This is a genomic window from Rossellomorea aquimaris (assembly GCF_020172085.1).
Taxonomy (GTDB): domain Bacteria; phylum Bacillota; class Bacilli; order Bacillales; family Bacillaceae_B; genus Rossellomorea; species Rossellomorea aquimaris_E.
Genome location: NZ_JAIVAT010000005.1, coordinates 1 through 21,322, shown reverse-complemented (window position 1 = coordinate 21,322; position 21,322 = coordinate 1). Strand labels below are relative to the sequence as shown.

At 40.8% G+C, this 21,322-nt stretch carries 19 protein-coding genes; 14 read left to right on the top strand and 5 right to left on the bottom strand.

Annotation, left to right across the window (positions count from 1 at the left end; translation table 11 throughout):
• The first annotated feature begins 3 nt into the window (after positions 1-3).
• The 5 genes from LCL96_RS10345 to LCL96_RS10325 all read left to right on the top strand — a co-directional run bounded on the left by LCL96_RS10345 (position 4) and on the right by LCL96_RS10325 (position 6,455).
• Positions 4-1,827, top strand: coding sequence for an ABC transporter ATP-binding protein (locus tag LCL96_RS10345; protein ID WP_224941401.1), 1,824 nt, complete (start codon positions 4-6; stop codon positions 1,825-1,827).
• 307 nt (positions 1,828-2,134) lie between these two features.
• The gene (locus LCL96_RS10340; RefSeq protein ID WP_224941400.1) at positions 2,135-3,130 is read left to right on the top strand and encodes a nuclease-related domain-containing protein; all 996 of its coding nucleotides are present in this window, start codon (positions 2,135-2,137) and stop codon (positions 3,128-3,130) included.
• 146 nt (positions 3,131-3,276) lie between these two features.
• On the top strand, positions 3,277-4,614 hold the full coding sequence (locus LCL96_RS10335) for a cytochrome ubiquinol oxidase subunit I (protein WP_224941399.1): 1,338 nt from the start codon (positions 3,277-3,279) through the stop codon (positions 4,612-4,614).
• A gap of 68 nt (positions 4,615-4,682) precedes the next feature.
• A complete protein-coding gene (locus LCL96_RS10330) occupies positions 4,683-5,696 on the top strand; it encodes a cytochrome d ubiquinol oxidase subunit II (RefSeq protein WP_224941398.1) in 1,014 nt (337 codons plus the stop codon).
• 102 nt (positions 5,697-5,798) lie between these two features.
• The gene (locus tag LCL96_RS10325; RefSeq protein WP_224941692.1) at positions 5,799-6,455 is read left to right on the top strand and encodes a potassium channel family protein; all 657 of its coding nucleotides are present in this window, start codon (positions 5,799-5,801) and stop codon (positions 6,453-6,455) included.
• A gap of 46 nt (positions 6,456-6,501) precedes the next feature.
• Here LCL96_RS10325 and rnjA read toward each other — a convergent pair whose 3' ends face one another.
• Both rnjA and LCL96_RS10315 read right to left on the bottom strand, forming a co-directional pair.
• Entirely contained in the window at positions 6,502-8,169 is a 1,668-nt protein-coding gene (rnjA, locus tag LCL96_RS10320) for a ribonuclease J1 (protein ID WP_224941397.1), read from the bottom strand.
• A gap of 3 nt (positions 8,170-8,172) precedes the next feature.
• Entirely contained in the window at positions 8,173-8,379 is a 207-nt protein-coding gene (locus LCL96_RS10315) for a DNA-dependent RNA polymerase subunit epsilon (protein WP_224941396.1), read from the bottom strand.
• Between the two features lie 954 nt (positions 8,380-9,333).
• On the opposite strand from LCL96_RS10315, the gene LCL96_RS10310 reads away from it, so the two are divergent.
• On the top strand, positions 9,334-10,104 hold the full coding sequence (locus LCL96_RS10310) for a Cof-type HAD-IIB family hydrolase (RefSeq protein WP_224941395.1): 771 nt from the start codon (positions 9,334-9,336) through the stop codon (positions 10,102-10,104).
• Positions 10,105-10,148: 44 nt separating this feature from the next.
• On the opposite strand, the gene def is transcribed toward LCL96_RS10310, so the two are convergent.
• Positions 10,149-10,703: a peptide deformylase gene (gene def, locus LCL96_RS10305; protein WP_224941394.1), complete on the bottom strand. Its 555-nt coding sequence runs from the start codon at positions 10,701-10,703 to the stop codon at positions 10,149-10,151.
• 325 nt (positions 10,704-11,028) lie between these two features.
• Between def and LCL96_RS10300 the strand changes: the two genes are divergently transcribed.
• The 5 genes from LCL96_RS10300 to lpdA all read left to right on the top strand — a co-directional run bounded on the left by LCL96_RS10300 (position 11,029) and on the right by lpdA (position 17,146).
• On the top strand, positions 11,029-11,688 hold the full coding sequence (locus tag LCL96_RS10300) for a YkyA family protein (RefSeq protein ID WP_224941393.1): 660 nt from the start codon (positions 11,029-11,031) through the stop codon (positions 11,686-11,688).
• 453 nt (positions 11,689-12,141) lie between these two features.
• Complete coding sequence (gene pdhA, locus LCL96_RS10295; protein ID WP_224941392.1) at positions 12,142-13,257, top strand: pyruvate dehydrogenase (acetyl-transferring) E1 component subunit alpha; 1,116 nt, start codon at positions 12,142-12,144, stop codon at positions 13,255-13,257.
• Positions 13,258-13,260: 3 nt separating this feature from the next.
• A complete protein-coding gene (locus LCL96_RS10290) occupies positions 13,261-14,238 on the top strand; it encodes an alpha-ketoacid dehydrogenase subunit beta (RefSeq protein WP_224941391.1) in 978 nt (325 codons plus the stop codon).
• A 156-nt stretch (positions 14,239-14,394) separates the two neighbouring features.
• Positions 14,395-15,732 (top strand): dihydrolipoamide acetyltransferase family protein, encoded by a 1,338-nt coding sequence (locus LCL96_RS10285; RefSeq protein ID WP_224941390.1) that lies wholly within the window; start codon positions 14,395-14,397, stop codon positions 15,730-15,732.
• 4 nt (positions 15,733-15,736) lie between these two features.
• A complete protein-coding gene (gene lpdA / locus LCL96_RS10280; protein WP_224941389.1) occupies positions 15,737-17,146 on the top strand; it encodes a dihydrolipoyl dehydrogenase in 1,410 nt (469 codons plus the stop codon).
• Between the two features lie 115 nt (positions 17,147-17,261).
• On the opposite strand, the gene LCL96_RS10275 is transcribed toward lpdA, so the two are convergent.
• Positions 17,262-17,648: a small peptidoglycan-associated lipoprotein gene (locus tag LCL96_RS10275; protein ID WP_224941388.1), complete on the bottom strand. Its 387-nt coding sequence runs from the start codon at positions 17,646-17,648 to the stop codon at positions 17,262-17,264.
• 300 nt (positions 17,649-17,948) lie between these two features.
• Between LCL96_RS10275 and LCL96_RS10270 the strand changes: the two genes are divergently transcribed.
• From LCL96_RS10270 to LCL96_RS10260, 3 genes are all read left to right on the top strand, one after another.
• A complete protein-coding gene (locus LCL96_RS10270) occupies positions 17,949-18,197 on the top strand; it encodes a hypothetical protein (RefSeq protein ID WP_224941387.1) in 249 nt (82 codons plus the stop codon).
• Between the two features lie 65 nt (positions 18,198-18,262).
• A complete protein-coding gene (locus LCL96_RS10265; protein WP_224941386.1) occupies positions 18,263-19,096 on the top strand; it encodes a polysaccharide deacetylase family protein in 834 nt (277 codons plus the stop codon).
• A 229-nt stretch (positions 19,097-19,325) separates the two neighbouring features.
• On the top strand, positions 19,326-19,445 hold the full coding sequence (locus LCL96_RS10260; protein ID WP_224941385.1) for a GapA-binding peptide SR1P: 120 nt from the start codon (positions 19,326-19,328) through the stop codon (positions 19,443-19,445).
• Between the two features lie 92 nt (positions 19,446-19,537).
• On the opposite strand, the gene LCL96_RS10255 is transcribed toward LCL96_RS10260, so the two are convergent.
• Entirely contained in the window at positions 19,538-21,007 is a 1,470-nt protein-coding gene (locus tag LCL96_RS10255; protein ID WP_224941384.1) for an aminotransferase class I/II-fold pyridoxal phosphate-dependent enzyme, read from the bottom strand.
• Between the last annotated feature and the right edge of the window lie 315 nt (positions 21,008-21,322).

Here is a 21,322-nt window from a genome sequence, read left to right as displayed (position 1 = left end):
GATATGAGTAAGAAAAACAAAGTAAATAAGAATATACTGAGCAGATTTCATTATTCAACAGATCAAGTGATTGATAAACCATTCAATTGGGAACAACTCTATCGATTATTATCCTATTTAAAACCCTATTCGAAAAAACTGCTGCCCTTGTCCATCATCACCGTTCTGATTACAACGGCCATCCGGCTGATCATCCCGATTTTAATCGGGGTATATACTCTCGATAAAGCGATTCGGCAGAAGGATGGAAATCTCTTATTCACACTGGTGGGGATCATTGCGGGGCTGTACATTCTGAATTATGTAGCCAATGTCCTTCGGATAAGATGGATGAACCAATTGGGCCAAGGGGTCATTTATGACCTTCGAAAACATTTGTTCAGCCATGTCCAGTGGCTTTCCCACCGTTTCTTTGATCAGCGCTCAGCAGGCTCGATCCTAGTCCGGATCATGAATGATATCAATTCACTGCAAGAATTGTTCACTAATGGGGTTATCAACCTCTTGATGGACATCATCCTTCTTATTGGGATCATCGTGATACTCTTTACACTAAGCCCTGAGTTGACACTGGCCGTCATGGTCATTTTGCCGATCATGTTCTTCATCTCGACAAGCCTGCGAAAGAATATCCGGAGATCTTGGCAGATGGTGAGACTCAAGCAATCGAAGCTAAACTCCCATTTGAATGAAAGCATCCAGGGAATCCGGGTGACACAATCATTCACACAGGAAAAGGAAAACATGGCGTTCTTTGATGGAATCAACACTGAAAACTTTGATAGCTGGAGATCGGCCACAAAGAAAAATGCTATGTTCCGCCCACTGGTGGAATTGACGAACGCAATCGGAACGGCAGTACTCATATGGTTCGGTGCCCATTTAATTCAAAATGGATCACTTGAACTTGGTGAATTTGTTTCGTTTGCATTCTATTTAGGGATGTTCTGGGAGCCGATTTCGAGACTCGGTCAGGTATATAACCAGCTCTTGATCGGAATGGCTTCATCTGAGCGAATCTTCGAGTTCCTAGATGAACAACCGATTGTAAATGAAAAGGCGAACGCCATGAATCTAACAGACATAAAAGGAAGAATTCAGTTTGAAAATGTGGAATTCTCTTACGATGATAAACGAAAAGCACTGCGTAATATCAATCTTGAAATGAAAGCTGGCCAAACTGTCGCATTAGTCGGTCATACAGGATCAGGTAAGACGACGATCGCCAATCTGATCAGTCGATTTTACGATCCGACCAACGGAGTGGTGAAGATTGATGGAGTAGATTTAAGAGATGCGTCGGTTTCCAGTTTGAGAAATCAAATCAGCATCGTACTGCAGGATACATTCATCTTCTCCGGAACCATCATGGATAATATCCGGTTCGGACGCCCGGATGCATCCGATGAAGAAGTCATGAAGGCAGCAGAAGCAATCGGTGCCAACGAATTCATCCAAAAGCTTTCTAATGGATTTGAAACGGAAGTCGAAGAACGGGGAAATGTGTTATCCGTCGGTGAAAGACAATTATTGTCCTTTGCTCGTGCCCTTTTGGCGAACCCGAGGATCATCATCCTCGATGAAGCGACAGCTTCCATCGATACAGAAACAGAAGTCAAAATCCAAAATGCTTTGAAGAAATTGCTGAACGGACGTACCGCGATCATCATTGCCCACCGTCTATCCACCATCCGTGATTCCGATAACATCTTTGTCCTTGAAAATGGAAGAATCAAAGAGTCCGGAAACCACGATGAGCTAATGGAACAGCAAGGTGATTATTTCGAGCTGGTGAAATCACAGTTCAGGATGTTGGAAGCCATGTGAGTTTGGAATGGAGAAACCCCGCGCTTTGGTGTGGGGTTTTTGTTTTTTATTGGGGGAGAGGGAGGGGGTGGAAGTGTGTGTCGATATTTGTCGTATGGCAGATATAATTAAAATTTGGCAGATATATGTGAAAATCCGCAGATAAAAATATATAATGGCAGATATTTTAAAAAATAGGCAGATAAACCTCCGAAATAGGCAGATATAATTTCCAAGGGTAAAAAATAACCAATTTATGTAATTCTCAAGAGGGTATTGACGATAAATAGCGAATACTAATATACATAAAATGAAAAGGAGTGACACCTTGATACTAAAAGAAAGAACTATCCCCCTTAAAATCCCCTATTTAGAAGCAATGATGAGACGAAATCTTCAAGGAAGCATTAAGACCACAAAAATGGATGAGCAACTGCTAAAGTTATGGGCAGGTTACCATGGTGAATGTAAATTAGATCGTCACATCAGTACAATTGATAACGAAGAATTATTGATTCTTAATGACCTCTGTATACCAATAGGAACTACATTTTTCCAAATAGATTCACTCATACTATCCCGTTATCTTGCATTAATCCTGGAAGTGAAGAATTTTTCAGGGATAATTGATATAGGAGGAGAGTTTGAACAAATGTCGAGAGTGATAGATGGAGAGAAGATCGGCTACAGCAACCCTATTGAGCAAGCGAAGAGGTGTAAGGTTCACTTGAATCAATGGATGAAAACAAGAAAGTTACCGATGCTCCCTATTGATTATCTCGTAGTATTTACGAATACTTCTTCTGTACTGAATTCATTGGGACAAAACCATAAACACAAAGGAAAAATTTTAAAAATAGAAAGATTTGTCTCAGAATACCTCTCTCTTATCAAAAACTATACGATTCCTCATCTAACAAAAAAAGAATTGAAAAAAATATCCCATTTCCTTATTAAAAGCCATACCGAGTTCAGACCAGGTCCAATTGAAGAAGAAGTAATTAATGGAGTGCAATGTAATTCGTGTTTATCTTTTTGTATGATTCGAAACAAAGGCTCATGGTTTTGCCCAAGTTGTAAGACATATGATCGACATGCCCATATTCAAGCGATTCATGATCTACTATTGTTAAAAGGACCTAGTATTGGAAACAGGCAAGCTAGAGAATTCCTAGGCATTGAATCCCCAAAAATCATCCATCATCTCCTCAACAGCATGGAGTTAAATGTGCACGGGAAGGGTAAGGGTCGTACTTATTCCATCCCATTTCCTCAATTATTACAAAAGCCCATTGGATCAATCAAACCCACTCAGAGATTTTAAAAAAATAGAATTTGTGAAAAACGTCACATAATATTCATGTTCAACACTTCACAAACTCTACCCTAGGTTTTATAATGAACGTTAAGTGATAAACAGTAGTAAGAAGATGTTTACGATAATGAGTAATTCGGTAGGGGGAGTATTGAATGGTGTTGGATAGTGTAATGTTAAGCAGGATGCTTACTTCGACAACGCTCGCGTTCCATATTATTTTTGCGACAATCGGTGTGGGGGTTCCAGTTATGATTTCCATAGCCGAGTTCATGGGGATTAAACGGAATGATCCTCATTATTTATTGCTTGCACGAAGATGGGCAAGGGGATTTACGATTACTGTTGCGGTGGGGGTCGTGACCGGTACTGCGATTGGGCTGCAATTGTCCATGTTATGGCCATCCTTTATGCAGGTGGCGGGACAGGTGATTGCCCTGCCTTTATTCATGGAAACCTTTGCGTTTTTCTTCGAGGCAATCTTTTTGGGAATTTATCTATATACATGGGACAGGTTCAAGAATAAGTGGATTCATTGGCTGTTGACGATCCCTGTTATGATCGGCTCTTCGGCATCTGCTCTGTTTATAACGACGGTTAACGCGTTCATGAATACGCCGCAGGGATTTGAGTTGAAAGATGGAAAAGCCATCAATATCGATCCGATAGCAGCGATGTTAAATCCGGCTACACCTACAAAAGTGTTTCACGTCTTAACGACGGCTTATTTGACATCTGCTCTTATACTGGGTGCTATTACTGCATTTGCGATCCTCCGTAAAAAAGGAGGAGACTATCATAAGAAAGCTCTTCGTTTAACAATGGTATCCGGTCTGATCTTTGCATTTGGTTCTGCACTGGCAGGAGATTTGTCAGCGAAATTCCTGGCTGAATATCAGCCCGAGAAACTTGCTGCGGCAGAGTGGCATTTCGAGTCTGAAAAGAATGCCGATCTGATTGTATTTGGAACACTGGATGAACAAAATGAAGTTCATAATGAGATTCGATTACCTGGATTTCTAAGTTTCCTCGCAGGCAGCTCATTTGATACAGAGGTCATCGGTTTGAATGAATTTCCTGAAGACGAGCGCCCGCCATTATGGGTCCACTATTTATTTGACCTGATGGTTTCGATTGGGTTTTACAGTATCTTCATTGCTGCAGTATTTATCGTGTTTTGGAAGTGGAAAAAACGAAATGAATGGAATAAGCCTTTGTTATGGGGGATTGTAGCCAGTGGGCCACTCGCGATGCTGGCCATTGAATTTGGCTGGATTTATGCTGAGGTCGGCCGTCAGCCTTGGATATTAAGGGGTTATATGAAGGTGGCTGAGGCAGCGACGAAAGCAGATGGAGTGGGCTTGACGTTTGCTCTTTTTGTTGGATTATATATTATTCTCGGTATTCTCTGTGTGGTTGTGTTGATTAAAATGTTCAGAAATAAGCCTGCAGAAGCTGAACTTGAACAGCGCTTTCCCAGAAAGGCCAGCTAAGTAGATTGCTAGTCTCTTTCCTGTGAAGGGGACGATCGTTTAGATTTTGTAAAGAGGGAGGAATGGGTATGAGTTTGGAAATCGTGGGGATTACCGTCTTGTGGATTTTTCTTTATGGTTATTTAATAGTGGCTTCGATCGATTTCGGAGCAGGTTTCTTTGCTTTTTACGGAAGAATAAAAGGGAAAGAGCATACTTTGAATGTGTTGATCAGTCGTTATCTTTCCCCTGTATGGGAAGTTACAAATGTCTTTTTTGTCTTCTTCTTTGTTGGGCTAGTCGGTTTTTTTCCTGATGCGGCCTATTATTATGGGACAGCATTATTGCTACCGGGTAGTATCGCCATCATCTTGCTTGCCATCAGGGGGAGCTTTTATGCGTTCGGAAACTATGGTTCAAAAGACAATATTGTTTACTTGTTTCTATATGGGGCAACAGGATTATTGATTCCTGCCTCTTTGTCGACAGCGTTGACCATTTCAGAAGGTGGTTTTTTGGAGGAACAGGGTGATAAGGTTGTGTTCCTAGCCCGGGAATTATTTACGAGCCCATATTCATGGAGCGTTGTGGTCCTGTCGATTGTATCGGTCCTATTCATCAGTGCGACATTTCTCACTTATTATGCCAATCGCGCAGGGGATCTGGATTCAAGGGAAGAGCTGAGAAAATTTTCTCTATTCTGGAGTCCTCCTACAATATTAGCAAGTTTGCTTGTGTTTGTGTCTTTGAGAGAACATAATCCTGAGCATTTTGCGAGCGCCATTGATATTTGGTGGATGTTCGGACTATCTCTCCTATGCTTCCTTGGTGCATCACTTTTCATTTATAGAAGAAAACATTTCGGACTGGCGTTCACTCTTGTGATGTTGCAATTCTTCTTTGCTTTTTTCGGGTATGGAGCGTCCCATTTACCATACATCTTGAAGCCTTTTATCACGATTGAAACAAGTGTCACGAATCCAACGATGGGAATGGCGCTTGTCATCGTTTTTATTGCAGGCCTGTTGTTGTTGATTCCGTCTCTGTATCTTTTAATGAGACTCTTCTTATTCGATGCCGATTATGTAAAAGGGAACAAGTAACAGTGGTGTTCAATGAAATAATGTATAGGAAAGGGAGAAAATTCATTTTCTCCTTTTTTTTATGCTAAAATAAAAGCTATAGAGAGTACGGGGGGATACATGGTGAAAAAAGAGTTTGTAGTAATTGGATTGGGTCGGTTTGGCGGCAGTATCGTGAGATCGTTGACAGATCAAGGTATGGAAGTTATGGCCATCGACCAGGATGAAGACAAGGTGAATGAGTTCTCTTCCATTGCATCACATGCGGTAGTGGCGGACTCTACTGATGAATCAGTCTTGAAAAGCCTTGGGATCCGCAATTTTGATCATGTGATTGTCGCAATTGGTGACGATATTCAGTCGAGTATCCTGACGACATTAATGTTAAAGGAGATCGGTGTGAAGAAAATCACAGTGAAAGCGCAAAACGACTATCATGAAAAAGTACTCCGAAAGATAGGGGCTAATCAAGTCGTTCATCCGGAGAGGGATATGGGAAGAAGGATTGCACATAATATCATCTCAAATAATGTGCTGGATTATCTGGAGTTATCAGATGAACATTCGATTGTGGAGATCGTGGCGAATGAACAACTTAGTGGAAACTCTTTGATCGATTTGGATATACGTGCACAATTCGGAATTAACATTGTGGCGATTAAAAGGGAAAAAGATATTATTGTATCCCCACAGGCTGATGAACAGATTCGCGTAGGCGACATCCTCATTGTGATAGGGGCCGATACAGATATTAACCGATTTGAAAAAAAAGTTTTATAATACGAAAGAAGAGGCTGATCTTTAAGATCAGCCTCTTTTTACATAATCACACTTCCATGATGATTGGTAATATCATTGGACGGCGTTTTGTTTTCTCATATAAGAATGGAGCTAGTGTATCTGTGATTTCGTTTTTGATTTCAGACCATTGTGACGTTCTTCTTTCAAGGACCTTGTTCATATGTTTAGAAATAAGTGTCTGAGCTTCATTGATCAGATCACCTGATTCACGCATGTAAACAAATCCTCTTGAAATTAAGTCCGGACCTGATGCAATCTTGAAATCCTTCATATCGATGCTGACAACGACGATGACCAATCCTTCTTCAGAGAGGATGCGGCGATCACGAAGAACGATATTCCCGATATCACCGATTCCGCTTCCATCGATATAGACATTTCCGGAAGGGATCTTACCTGCTACCTGCGCGGAATCATTGCTCAAAGCAAGGACTTCACCATTGTCCATGATAAAGCAGTTTTCCTCTTGTACGCCACAATCAACACCAAGTTGAGCGTGCATCTTCTGCATACGGAATTCACCGTGAATCGGCATAAAGAAGGTTGGGTTCATTAAACGAAGCATCAACTTCATCTCTTGCTGTCCGCCATGCCCGGAAGTATGGATATCGCTTAATGGACCGTGAATGACTTCAGCACCGGCACGATATAAGAGATTAATCGTACGGTTAACGCTGATTGTATTCCCTGGAATTGGTGATGAAGAGAATACTACAGTGTCGCCAGGCTGGATCTGGATCTGACGGTGAGTGCCGTTTGCGATCCTTGATAATGCAGCCATCGGTTCACCCTGTGAGCCAGTGCAAAGGATAGCCACTTCATTTGCAGGAAGGCGATTGATCTGATTATGTTCAATGAATGTATCCTTTGGTGCATTGATATAACCTAGTTCCTGACCGATCGTGATGGCTGCCTCCATGCTTCTTCCGAAAACAGCGACCTTACGATTATGGAATACGGCCGCTTCCACCACTTGTTGAAGGCGGTGAATATTCGAAGCGAATGTAGCAAAGATGACCCTTCCATCCACTTTACGGAAGATATCATTGATGCTTTCTCCAACTTTTCGTTCTGACATGGTGAAGTTTGGTACCTCAGCATTTGTACTGTCAGACAGTAGACAAAGAACGCCTTCTTTTCCGATTTCAGCCATCTTGGTTAAGTTCGCAGGTTCACCAACAGGAGTGAAGTCGAATTTGAAGTCACCTGTATGCACAACATTACCAGGTGGTGTTTTAACAACGATTCCATATGAGTCCGGAATACTATGGGTAGTTCTGAAGAAGGTTACAGATGTTTTGCGGAATTTAATAATATCATCTTCCTGGATGACATTTAATTTCGCATTACGTAGTAAACCGTGCTCTTCAAGCTTATTCTTGATCAGGCCTAGTGCTAGTTTCCCACCGTATATTGGGATATTTAATTCGCGAAGTAAATATGGAATTCCACCGATATGGTCTTCATGTCCATGAGTGACGAAAAGACCTTTGATTTTATCCGCATTCTTCACCAGATAAGTATAATCCGGGATAACATAATCGATACCGAGCAGTTCGTCCTCAGGGAACTTGATACCAGCATCGATTAGGATAATTTCGTCTTGGAATTGTACGCCGTATGTGTTTTTACCGATTTCACCTAAACCGCCAAGGGCAAATACAGCGGTTTGGTCATTCTTTACAAATTTCATTGCTTATTGCTCCAACTCGAAAGAATGGTGGTTTTGTTCATACTCTAAAAAAGCGCCCTCAAGCTTTTGTACGAATTCGATATTATACGGTTTGTCTTTTAAATTCAGGCGTACTTCACGTTCTGAATCTGCTTTCATGTAAAGAGATTGAGTGCATTCGCGAACAGGCACTTCTGCTTTACTTTCTTGATAAAATACTTTAAAAATCATTTTTCTCTCTCCTTATCCGTTTTCAAAAAATCTAACTTTCATCTATGATAAAAAAGTTATCAACTACATAACATAAGCGGCATCGTAAACTCTTGAAGGTATGGAAGCACGTCCCATTTCAGTAGGACGGATCATGACGATCAAGACCGGATGCTATAGAGCAAAGACATTAGAGGGCAGGTTTCCCTTCTAATCGGTATAGTATACCTGTTTAGTCTGAATATGACGATGTTCATATTTGGCTCGTATACGCCCTGTGGTAAAAAAACGATGATTTCCCAGGTATCATTTTCTTATCACAGGGCGACCAATCGATGAATGGAAAGGCCTGTAATTAAAGGTTCATCAGAATGGTCCATGACCGGCAGTATTTGCTCAAAAATCTTATATAATAGCCTGTCATTCATATAGGGAATGAATCGCATAGTTTATGTATGTAATAAATTATAAAGGATTCTTCTCTGTAAATAAAGTTTTTGAATAATCCTTTACTAAATCATGATAAAAAGTAGAAGAGGGACCAATACCAATGGAGACATAAAACTCACTAGTGGCGTCAGTCCCTTTTTCTTTGTGTATAAATGTATGTCGGTATCTCCGAAGAGCGTGCATTCCGGTTATGCTGCTTTTCGTGAATCGATAGATTAGGCGATCGTTTTTTTTCTAAGCAAATCTTTCCACTGTTTTAAAAGCTTTTTTCTCAGCTTCTTTAACATGGTGGATCACTCCTTATCAATAGTTTACCGAGATTTTCCTTTGAAGTAAAGGAACAATAATAGGGACGTCTCTGTTGTATTACTTATATTGTACGGAATTTATGGAATCTCTTACATGGTTATGTTTGGTAAATCGTTGTGTTCGGTCGTCTTCATTGACATTTCTACCGTAAAGGATTACCTTAAACAACGTGTAAAATAGATTGGTAATCGAATATGACGGAAAAGGAGAACGATCATGTCTAAAATAGTTTTCTTTGATATAGACGGTACCCTGCTTGATCACGATAAGAAACTGCCTCAAGCAACGAAAGAAGCCATTCAGACGCTGCAGGAAAACGGTACGTATGTTGCAATTGCGACGGGAAGAGCTCCGTTTATGTATGAAAGCCTGAGAGAAGAGTTGGGGATTGAATCTTTCGTTTCCTTTAATGGGCAATATGTGGTGTTTGAAAATGAAGTGATTTATACGAATCCGTTGAAACTCGAAACGTTGGAAGAGTTATTAGAGGATACGTATAAGAAGGAGCATCCTGTCGTACACCTCAATCACCAAACGATGAAATCAAACCATCAGCACCACGATTATATTGAAAAAAGCATGAGCAGCTTGAAGTTCCCTCATCCGGGATTCGACCCGGATTTTTACAAAGGGAGAGACATCTATCAATCCTTATTATTCTGTTCCAAAGAAGAAGAAGCCTTTTATCGGGAGAAGTATACCGATTTCACGTTTATCCGCTGGCATCAATACTCCATGGATATTCTGCCTAAAGGCGGTTCAAAGGCCGAGGGAATCAAAAAGATGATTGCAAAGCTCGGATTCAAAATGGAGGATGTTTACGCATTTGGCGACGGTTTGAATGATATTGAGATGATACAATCAGTCGGTACAGGTGTTGCTATGGGAAATGCGGTACAGGAAGTCCAACACCATGCAGACCTGATTACAAAACATGTGGATGAAGATGGAATATACCACGGTTTAAAAGAACTCGAACTGATCTAGATATTGAAAAAGCCTCCCGCGTGACGGGAGGCTTTTTAGTAGGTTCATCGTTCAATTGCAATTGCATCTGGGATCGGTTCGAATGGATTGTTAGGATTAATGTGGTCATAAAACATGACTCCGTTCAAGTGGTCGATTTCATGTTGAAAGACGATGGCAGGAAGCCCTTTAAGACGGAGCTTTACTTCATTGCCGTCCACATCCCATCCTCTCACTGTCACTCTCGCATACCGAGGGACAAAGCCCGGCACATTCCGATCGACGGATAAGCATCCTTCCCCAGAAGTTAAATAGGCCTTCTCGATGGAATGACTGATGATTTTTGGATTGAAAAGCGCGTGACTGTAGAGCTTTCCTTGATTGTCTGTGACATTGACGGCAAGCATCCGTTTTGAGACATTTATCTGAGGTGCAGCGAGACCAATTCCAGGTCTTAGTCCATATTTACTTGCCGTTTCAGGATTTTGACTATTTATGACATATTCTAATAAGCTTCTCAATATCTCCTGGTCTTCTTGGGATGGTGGGAGAGGCACTTCCTTAGCCACCATCGTTAATGTAGGGTGACCCTCACGGATGATGTCATTCATCGTAATCATTGTTCTTCCTCCTCGCGTACAATAGAAATAACGGGTCCCGGCTGTCCATGGAACACAAAAAAAGACAGGGTGCCTAGATGATCCCTTCTCTACTTTACGTTTTAATATAATCTATTATGTATGATAACAGTCTATCATTTTCCTTTGGAAAAGTTAATGAATGAGAACTGAAATTATCAGGAATACTCAAGCACCAATATACATACTCTTTTAATAGGAATAATAGTCTAAACGACATTTTTTTCCACAGTTGTAAATCCCTATTGTCAAAAGATGTAGACATAGATATAGTAGAAGGTGGTAAATAGGTAAGGGGGATCTGGTTGTGTCGAAATTTCGTTTTGCTTTCATTTTAGGAGCCGCTATCATTGTCCTTATGGGATGTGTCGGTGGTTCTACACCCGAGGAAAATTTGTATAATGTTCTTGAAGAAACTGTTGCGAAAGAAAGTCAATACGTTGAAGTTCAAAAGCCTCTTCAAGAGTCTGAAGAAAAAGAAAAAGAGATTTATACGAAAATCATGGATCTCGGAATGAAAGAGTTTGACCAAATTGTTAAGCTTTCCGATGAAGCTCTGGACAACATCAGTAAAAGAAAAGAGTATATCGAAAAAGAACGTGAGTCCATGAGTGAAGCCAAAGAAGAGTTTGCGAAAGCAAAGGAATATATGGATGAGTTAAAAGATACAGACCTTCAAAAAGAAGCGAAAAAGCTCAATGATACGATGAAAGAGCGATATCAGCTCCATGAAAAACTCACATCCTCTTATTTAGAGGCCCTTTCTCTTGATGAAGAACTTTATAATATGTTTAAAAAGAAAGATCTTACGATGGAAGAACTAGAAAAACAAATCACTTCCATTAATGAACAATATGAAATGATCGAGAAGTTTAATGAAGATTACAATACGAAGACAGATTCATTCAACAAGCAAAAACAAGAATTTTACTCAAAGGCAGAACTTGATGTCCAAGAGTCAGAATAATATGTACATAAAAGATGAAGGAAGGCAGTTGGCCATCCTTCATCTTTTTTTATGCTGGGAGAGATTCATTACTCTATAACAGGAGAGGATTTTTTGTTGGTTTATATATAACAGGTGATGACTGTGTATTGATACAGTTTTGAAAATAATTGGTAGAAAGTATAAATGAGGTAGTGAAGAAACATTAATTTATAATACTTTGTCGTTGACTAACTGATTTTTAATATTGTAAACTAAGTAAGGTATTCATGAATTGTATTAGTCGAGTTAAAATTTTGATTAATACAGATGAACTCGGATGTAATTTCGGGTTTTCTTTCTTGGTATTTGTGGAAAACTACTATTAGTGTGTGTATCCGCAAGTATTGTGGTAGTCATACTGAATTTGGGTAATCTAAACAATGTATGTAAAAAAACCAAAATAAATGTATAAAGGAAGGATAGGTGACTTCGATGGCTTCTAAATCAAAGAAGGCACAATTCGATGCAGTTAAGACGCTCGAACAAATTGAAGACAAGTTTGAAATGTTCCAAATTTTGAACGAAGAAGGCGAAGTAGTAAACGAAGACGCTATGCCGGAGATCTCTGATGAGGATCTTCAGGAATTAATGCGCCGTATGGTTTACACTCGTATTCTTGATCAGAGATCAATCTCCTTGAACCGCCAAGGACGTTTAGGTTTCTACGCACCAACAGCTGGACAGGAGGCATCACAGATCGCTTCTCACTTCGCTCTTGAGAAGGAAGATTGGATCCTGCCTGGATATCGTGATGTTCCACAAATCATCTGGCACGGTCTTCCGCTTGCTAAAGCATTCTTATTCTCACGCGGCCACTTCCAGGGTAATCAGGCTCCTGAAGGTGTAAATGTATTATCACCACAAATCATCATCGGTGCTCAGTACATTCAAACTGCCGGAGTGGCTCTTGGCCTTAAAAAACGCGGCAAGAAAGCTGTTGCAATCACATATACAGGAGACGGTGGATCTTCACAGGGTGATTTCTATGAAGGAATCAACTTTGCAGGTTCATATGCTGCTCCTGCGATTTTCGTTGTACAAAACAACCAATTCGCGATCTCTACACCTCGTGAAAAGCAAACAGCAGGACGTACGATTGCTCAAAAAGCGGTTGCAGCAGGTATCCCTGGTATCTTAGTTGACGGTATGGATCCGCTAGCGGTTTATTCTGCAACTTTAGAAGCCCGTAACCGTGCAGTAAACGGCGAAGGTCCTTCACTGATCGAAACACTATGCTATCGTTATGGTCCACATACAATGGCTGGAGATGATCCTACACGTTACCGTACTTCAGAAATGGATACAGATTGGGAAAAGAAAGATCCATTAGTACGTTTCCGTAAATTCCTTGAAGGTAAAGGATTATGGAGTGAAGAGAAAGAAAACGAAGTGATCGAAGAAGCAAAAGAAGATATCAAAAAAGCGATCAAGGAAGCAGATTCAGCTCCTAAACAAAAAGTGACTGACTTCATCAACAACATGTATGAAGAGCTTCCTTATAACCTAAAAGAACAATTAGAAATCTACAAAGAAAAGGAGTCGAAATAAGCCATGGCGCAAATGACAATGATTCAAGCGATCACTGATGCACTGCGCACAGAACTACGCAACAACGAAGACGTTTTAGTTTTTGGTGAAGACGTAGGTCTTAACGGTGGTGTATTCCGTGCAACGGAAGGACTTCAGAAAGAATTCGGTGAAGACCGTGTATTCGATACTCCACTTGCAGAATCAGGAATCGGTGGTTTAGCAATCGGTTTAGCATTAGAAGGATACCGTCCAGTACCTGAAATCCAATTCTTCGGTTTCGTATATGAAGTAATGGATTCAGTAAGTGGACAAATGGCGCGTATGCGCTACCGTTCAGGTGGCACGTATACGTCACCGATCACGATCCGTTCCCCATTCGGTGGTGGAGTACATACTCCAGAACTTCATGCGGACAGCTTAGAAGGATTGATGGCACAACAACCAGGTCTTAAAGTGGTTATTCCATCTACTCCTTACGACGCTAAAGGACTTTTAATCTCATCTATCCGTGATAATGACCCTGTCATTTTCTTAGAGCATATGAAATTATACCGTTCATTCCGTCAAGAGGTTCCTGAAGAGGAATACACAATTGAAATTGGTAAGGCGGATGTGAAACGTGAAGGTACAGACCTTACGATCATCTCATACGGAGCAATGGTACACGAATCATTGAAAGCCGCTGATGAGCTTGAAAAAGAAGGACATTCAGTTGAGGTAATCGACCTGCGTACTGTAAGTCCACTTGACATTGACACGATCATGGCATCTGTTGAGAAAACAAACCGTGCAATCGTAGTTCAAGAAGCTCAAAAGCAAGCGGGTATCGCTGCGAATGTTGTTGCTGAAATCAACGACCGTGCAATTCTTAGCCTAGAAGCACCAGTACTTCGTGTTGCGGCACCAGATACAGTATTCTCTTTCTCTCAAGCAGAGCCAGTCTGGTTACCGAATCACAAGGACGTTATTGAAACGGCGAAAAAAGTACTTAACTTCTAATTGAGAAGGAGCAGAGAAGCTCCTCCGTTAATACGCAAATGAAAACAGAAGGGCATTCCACCCTTCTCTTTTCCAATTATAGATAGTAGAGATAGAGACAGATTAACTTAAACATTCATCTATTTTAATCATTATTCAATACAGGAGGTCGAGTCCATGTCATTCGAATTCAAATTACCAGACATTGGTGAAGGTATTCATGAAGGTGAAATCGTCAAATGGTTTGTGAAACCTGGCGATAAAGTGGAAGAAGACGATGTACTATGTGAAGTCCAAAATGATAAAGCTGTAGTAGAAATCCCATCTCCGGTAGCAGGAACGGTTGAAGAGCTTCTTGTAGACGAAGGTACGGTAGCCGTTGTAGGCGACACACTGATCAAGTTCGACGCACCTGGTTATGAAGACCTGCAATTCAAGGGCGGAGAAGACAAGAAAGAAGAGAAAGCGGAAGAGAAAACGGAAGAGAAAACGGAAGGGCAAGTTCAAGCGACTGCTGAACAAGGACAGGATGTTAAGAAAGATGCGTCCCCTGAAGCTTCCGAAGAATCTGAAGTTGACACTAATAAGCGTGTAATCGCGATGCCTTCTGTACGTAAGTATGCAAGAGAGAACGGTGTTGAAATTCGCCAAGTATCCGGATCAGGTAAAAACGGACGTGTCGTGAAAGAAGATATCGATGCATTCCTAAGCGGAGACGCTAAACCTGCGGAAGCAAAAGAAGAAGCGAAGACAGAAGAAAAAGCTCCAGAGGCTGATTCTAAAGCTGCAGCTCCTAAAGCTCCTGAAGGTGAATACCCAGAAACTCGTGAGAAAATGAGTGGAATGCGTAAAGCAATTGCCAAAGCAATGGTAAACTCTAAGCATACAGCTCCTCACGTAACATTAATGGATGAAATCGATGTGACGAAACTTTGGGCTCACCGCAAGAAGTTCAAAGAAGTTGCTGCTGAAAAAGGAATCAAATTAACGTTCTTACCATACATCGTAAAAGCATTGACAAGTGCATTGCGCGAGTATCCAGCTCTTAATACGTCTATTGACGATGCTACAAGTGAAATCGTTCAAAAACATTATTACAACATCGGTATCGCTGCGGATACAGACAAAGGTCTATTAGTACCGGTTGTGAAAAATGCAGACCGTAAATCGATGTTCTCGATTTCAAATGAAATCAATGAACTTGCTGGTAAAGCGCGTGACGGTAAACTGTCAGGCGATGAAATGAAAGGTGCATCATGCACGATTACGAATATCGGTTCTGCCGGTGGACAATGGTTCACTCCGGTTATTAACCATCCAGAGGTTGCTATCCTTGGGGTTGGACGCATTGCCGAAAAACCTGTGGTTAAAAATGGTGAAATTGTAGCGGCACCTGTGTTAGCATTATCATTGAGCTTCGATCACCGCATGATCGACGGAGCTACTGCTCAACATGCACTTAACCACATCAAGCGTTTGTTGAACGATCCAGAATTATTATTAATGGAGGCGTAATACAATGGTAGTAGGAGATTTCCCAATCGAAACAGATACAATCGTAGTTGGTTCAGGTCCCGGAGGATATGTAGCTGCAATCCGTGCAGCACAGCTCGGGCAAAAAGTGACAATCATCGAAAAAGAAAACATGGGTGGAGTATGCTTAAATGTTGGCTGTATCCCATCTAAGGCTCTTATCACAGCAGGTCACCGTTTCCATCAGGCGCAACACTCTGATGACATGGGTATCGTTGCTGAAAATGTAAAAGTGAATTTCGATAAAGTTCAAGAGTGGAAAGCTGGCGTCGTTAAGAAATTAACCGGCGGTGTTGAAGGACTTCTTAAAGGAAATAAAGCTGAAATCGTTCGCGGTGAAGCTTACCTTGTAGATGCCAATACACTACGTGTAATGGATGACAACTCAGCTCAAACATACAAATTCAAGAACTTGATCCTTGCAACTGGTTCACGTCCGATTGAAATCCCTAGCTTCAAGTTTTCTAAACGCGTCCTTGACTCTACAGGCGCACTTGCATTGGAAGAAATCCCAAGCAAGCTTGTTGTAATTGGTGGAGGTTACATCGGAACTGAGCTTGGAACTGCTTATGCAAACCTAGGATCTCAAGTAACAATCTTGGAAGGTGCTGACGATATCCTTAGCGGATTCGAAAAGCAGATGACTTCCGTTGTGAAAAAAGAACTTAAGAAAAAAGGCGTCGAAGTTGTAACAAAAGCAATGGCTAAAGGCGTTGAAGAAAGTGACAGCGGAGTCGTTGTGAAATATGAAGTGAATGGCGAAGAAACATCTGTTGAGGCAGATTACGTCCTAGTAACGGTTGGCCGTCGTCCAAACACGGACGAAATTGGTCTTGAAGAAGCTGGGATCGAGATGACAGACCGCGGAGTTATCAAAATTGATAAACAATGCCGCACGAACATCCCGAACATCTTCGCGATTGGTGATATCGTTGACGGACCACCACTTGCTCACAAAGCATCATACGAGGGTAAAATTGCTGCTGAGGTCATCTCAGGTGAACCTGCAGAAATCGACTACCTTGGTATTCCGGCTGTATGCTTCACAGACCCTGAATTAGCAACAGTGGGGTATTCTGAAGCTCAAGCGAAAGAAGAAGGCATCGAAGTAACCGCTGCTAAATTCCCATTCGCTGCTAATGGCCGTGCATTAGCTCTTAATGCAAGTGATGGCTTCATGAAGCTTGTTACTCGTAAAGAAGACGGTTTAATTATCGGAGCTCAAATTGTTGGTTCTGGAGCATCAGATATGATCGCAGAACTAGGACTTGCAATCGAGTCCGGAATGACGGCCGAAGATGTTGCGATGACGATTCATGCACATCCAACTTTAGGTGAGATTTCCATGGAAGCAGCGGAAGTTGCGATGGGAAGCCCAATCCATATCATTAAATAATCGTAAATACTCAGGATGATCCCCTTTTTAGGGGTTCATCCTTTTTATTGTTCTGCAAAAGAATAGGACCGGAGCTAAGAAGCCCCGGTCCTATTTTTACTATATGAAATGATGATTACCACGATTTAATAGCCTTAGTAACAGGCTGTATAATGTTTTCTTTAGATTTGTGCCCTTCGACTTTACAAATAATCTGATTATTTTCCACCACTACTATGGCTGGTGAGGCAGGGGGTGGATCAGCGATTTTAGTTGTGGCTTCAGTGTTTAAACTAACGACTTTCAACTGCTTAAAATGATCAGGGTACCGTTTTTTTAGTTCAATGATCGCATCGTAATAGGGTATTTCTCTTGAGACATTTCGTTCATCTGTAAAAAAGATAACCTGTTTTTCAATAAATTGATCCTGTGCTAAAGCCACTTTATCGGTAGAGATATCATCACACGAAGTCAAAAGCAACATTGTGGAAGTAAGTATCAAAAAAGTTAGTATATGTTTCATACATCATCCTCTTTTCTTAAACGATGCTATGAACGTGAAGAATGAATTTTGTAGAGAATTGACTTTTTAACTGATCTTACGTCACATTTTATCATAGGGTAAAATTAAAAAGAGCCGAGTCATTAAAATGTTACAAAAATGAAAAGACATACATAATGAAAGTAATCGGAAAAGAATATACTATGTTAATACAGCAAAATCATAAAACAATTCATATGCTGGACAATTGGTTTTATTCTCGCAGGACGGGTATATAGAAAAGCATAATAGATCAATAATTCATTTAAAGGATGTTTAATTATGAAATCGTATATTGCTTTCTTGGTTCAGATGGTACTTTGGAGTGTGTTTTCCATAGCAGAGTGGATTTCAGAAAAGGATCATTTAGAATATAAATGGATCATGTTTGTCCTGTTTTTTTATCTTGCCTTTATGTCTGCGAAGAAGATCGTTCAATCAAGAAAGCTTACATTATTTATAACTTCATTTAGTCTGACATGCTTTTTTATTTTCAAAATCGCCTTTGAAAATATAATGGAAATATTTTAATTCTTTCCCAGATTCTCTTTGGAATATGTTAAAATATTCAAAGTGAATAGGGAAAGGTGAGAGACATGAAAAAGATTTTAGCATCCGGATTAACCCTTATACTCCTGACAGCTTGCGGAAGTGAACACACGGGCACCAAACCGGTATCCGAGACTTCCGATCAGACTGAAGTGAAACAAGAGGTTCAAAAGCCAAGTGATAGCGCTAATACCGAAAAACCTGACTCAAACGAAAAAGCTGAGCCAACAAAAGAAGTGATACAGACCCAGGACTATAAGATAAATGAAAATAATTGGAGTATTAATCCAATCGGTGATGCCAACCCTAAAGTAGTGTTGCTAACGTTTGATGATGCCCCTGATCAGCATGCTCTCCAAATGGCAAAAGACTTAAAAGCGTTAAATGCACCAGCCATCTTCTTTGTGAATGGACATTTCCTCGATACACCGGAGGAAAAGGAAACGTTAAAAAAGATTTATGATATGGGATTCATGATTGGGAATCATACGTATAGTCATAGCAGCTTAAAGGATCTTCCACCTGAAAAGCAAAAAGAAGAAATTCTGTCTGTAAGTGATTTAGTGGAATCCATCACTGGAGAAAGGCCGAAATTCTTCAGAGCTCCTTTCGGCCAGAATACGGATTATAGCCGGCAGCTTGCCGCAAAAGAAAAAATGTCCTTGATGAATTGGACATATGGTTATGATTGGGAAAAGCAATATCAAAATAAAGCCGCCATTACGGATATCATGGTAAACAGCCCTTTTTTGAATAATGGGGCAAACCTCCTCATGCACGATCGTACCTGGACAAGCGAAGCACTGGTTGACATAGTGAACGGCCTTCGTGCAAAGGGATATGAAACATTGGATCCAAAGCGGATTAAAACAATCGAATAGTCGAGCCGCATAGATGAGTCACTTCATTTATGCGGTTTTTTTATGAACTTTTGCATATACAAGAAAACCCTTACATAAAATATTAAAATTAATAGTATGAATGATTGCAAGGAGAAAAAGTTAAATATGTTATACAATTTAGGCTTGATATTTTAAATGTGTTATATTATTATAGAAACAGATAAGATAAAGCGTTTACAAAAACAACACTTGAAGGAGAGGAAAAAGAATGGGAACAATTGTATGTCAATCATGCCTAAGCACTATTGAGCATTATGAAGATGAGAAGGTTTCTGTTTTATTCTCTAACTGCTGTGACTGCAACGACGAACAAGAATTAGATGATTAATGCCTGCTTAGGGGAGCGGGAGTTAATAGAGTCTTAAGGGGTTCTAAATAAATAAAAAGGATGAAGAAGGTGTGACCTTCTTCATCCTTTTTTTATCGTATGGCGCGATGTTCCTTGATGACTCTTAAATGCCGTAAATCATAATCTTCGGGTCCCTGCACTGGCAGGCCGGCTTCTATGTTGGTTTTGATATAATGGATATTTTCCTGGGTGATGATTTCCCCAGGAATGAAAATAGGAATACCTGGAGGATAGACCATGATGAACTCTGCAATGGTTCTTCCTACAGATTCATCAATCGGGATCACCTCGGTATCGGCGTAAAATGCATCCCTTGGTGTGATAGACAGCACCGGTATATCGGGCAGCATCACTTTAACAGGAGCCATTTCCCCATGCTTCTTAAGGCTTGTAACAAGTTCCTTTAGGGCTGAAACCAATTGATTGCCTTCATGTTCCGTATCGCCAGGTGTGATGATACAAAGAATATTGTAAAGGTCAGACATTTCAACCTCGATATTATGTGCTTCTCTCAACCACTTTTCCGCATCAAAACCGCTGATTCCAAGATCCTTGACCGATACAATCAACTTCGTCGGATCATAAGCATATGTGGCTTTGGTGCCAAGTATTTCTTCTCCTACGCAGTATAATCCATCCACTTCATTGATTTGTCTTCTGATATCCTGGGAGAGTTCGATCGTTCTAGAGATGAGTTCCCGCCCTTCAGTAGCAAGTCGTTTTCTAGCCACATCAAGGGATGCCAGCAGTAAGTATGAAGTAGAAGTGGTCGTCAGCATGCTTAAGATGGTCTGTACACGCTTAGCTGAAACGAGCCCTTCTTTCATGTTAAGAACGGAGCTTTGCGTCATGGACCCACCGAGCTTATGGACGCTAGTTGCTGCAAGATCAGCTCCTGCCTGCATGGCTGATAACGGAAGATCGTCATGGAAATGAATATGAACGCCATGTGCTTCATCCACCAGAACGGGAACCTGGTAAGAATGAGCAATTTCTACTATTTTTTTAAGGTCTGCTGAAATCCCGAAATAGGTTGGATTGATCACAAGTACACCTTTTGCGTCGGGGTTTTGTTCCAATGCTTTTGCAACCGCATCGGTTGTAATACCATGGGAGATCCCCAGGTCCTCATCGATATCCGGATGGATAAAGATAGGGGTGGCACCGGAGAAAACAATCGCAGACATGACGGATTTATGAACGTTTCTTGGAACAATGATTTTGTCCCCTGGCCCACAAACACTCATGACCATCGTCATGATTGCTCCGCTGGTCCCTTGAACAGAGAAGAATGTATGATCTGCACCAAACGCCTCTGCTGCGAGATCCTGGGCTTTCTTGATCATCCCTTTCGGTTGATGCAAATCATCCAGAGGACCAATATTAATCAAATCAATGGATAATGCATTTTCCCCGATGAAATCTTTAAATGCAGGATCCATACCTGCACCTTTCTTATGGCCGGGAATATGAAACTGGACAGGATTCTTTTTACTATGTTCAATTAAGCCGGTAAACAACGGCGTTTCATTCTGAGACAATTCATTCAACACCTCTTTATATTCTTCATAACAAAAACATCTATGCTAAAGATATCATAATATAAAATTTCAATCACAATTTCATGCACTTTCTTACGATATTTTCAACAAACAAAAGAATTATAGCACTTACTAAATCCTTTGCATAGTGACATACGCCTATGGTGGGGATATTTTTTCATAGCACAATAAAAAGAAGAGTCATCAAGTCATCAATGATTTTTGGCTCATTTACGTCCAGTGTCAGAGCACCCGCAAGATCAAGCTCGCTTGATCAGATCGGAAGAGCGTCGTGTTGATCAGATCGGAAGAAAC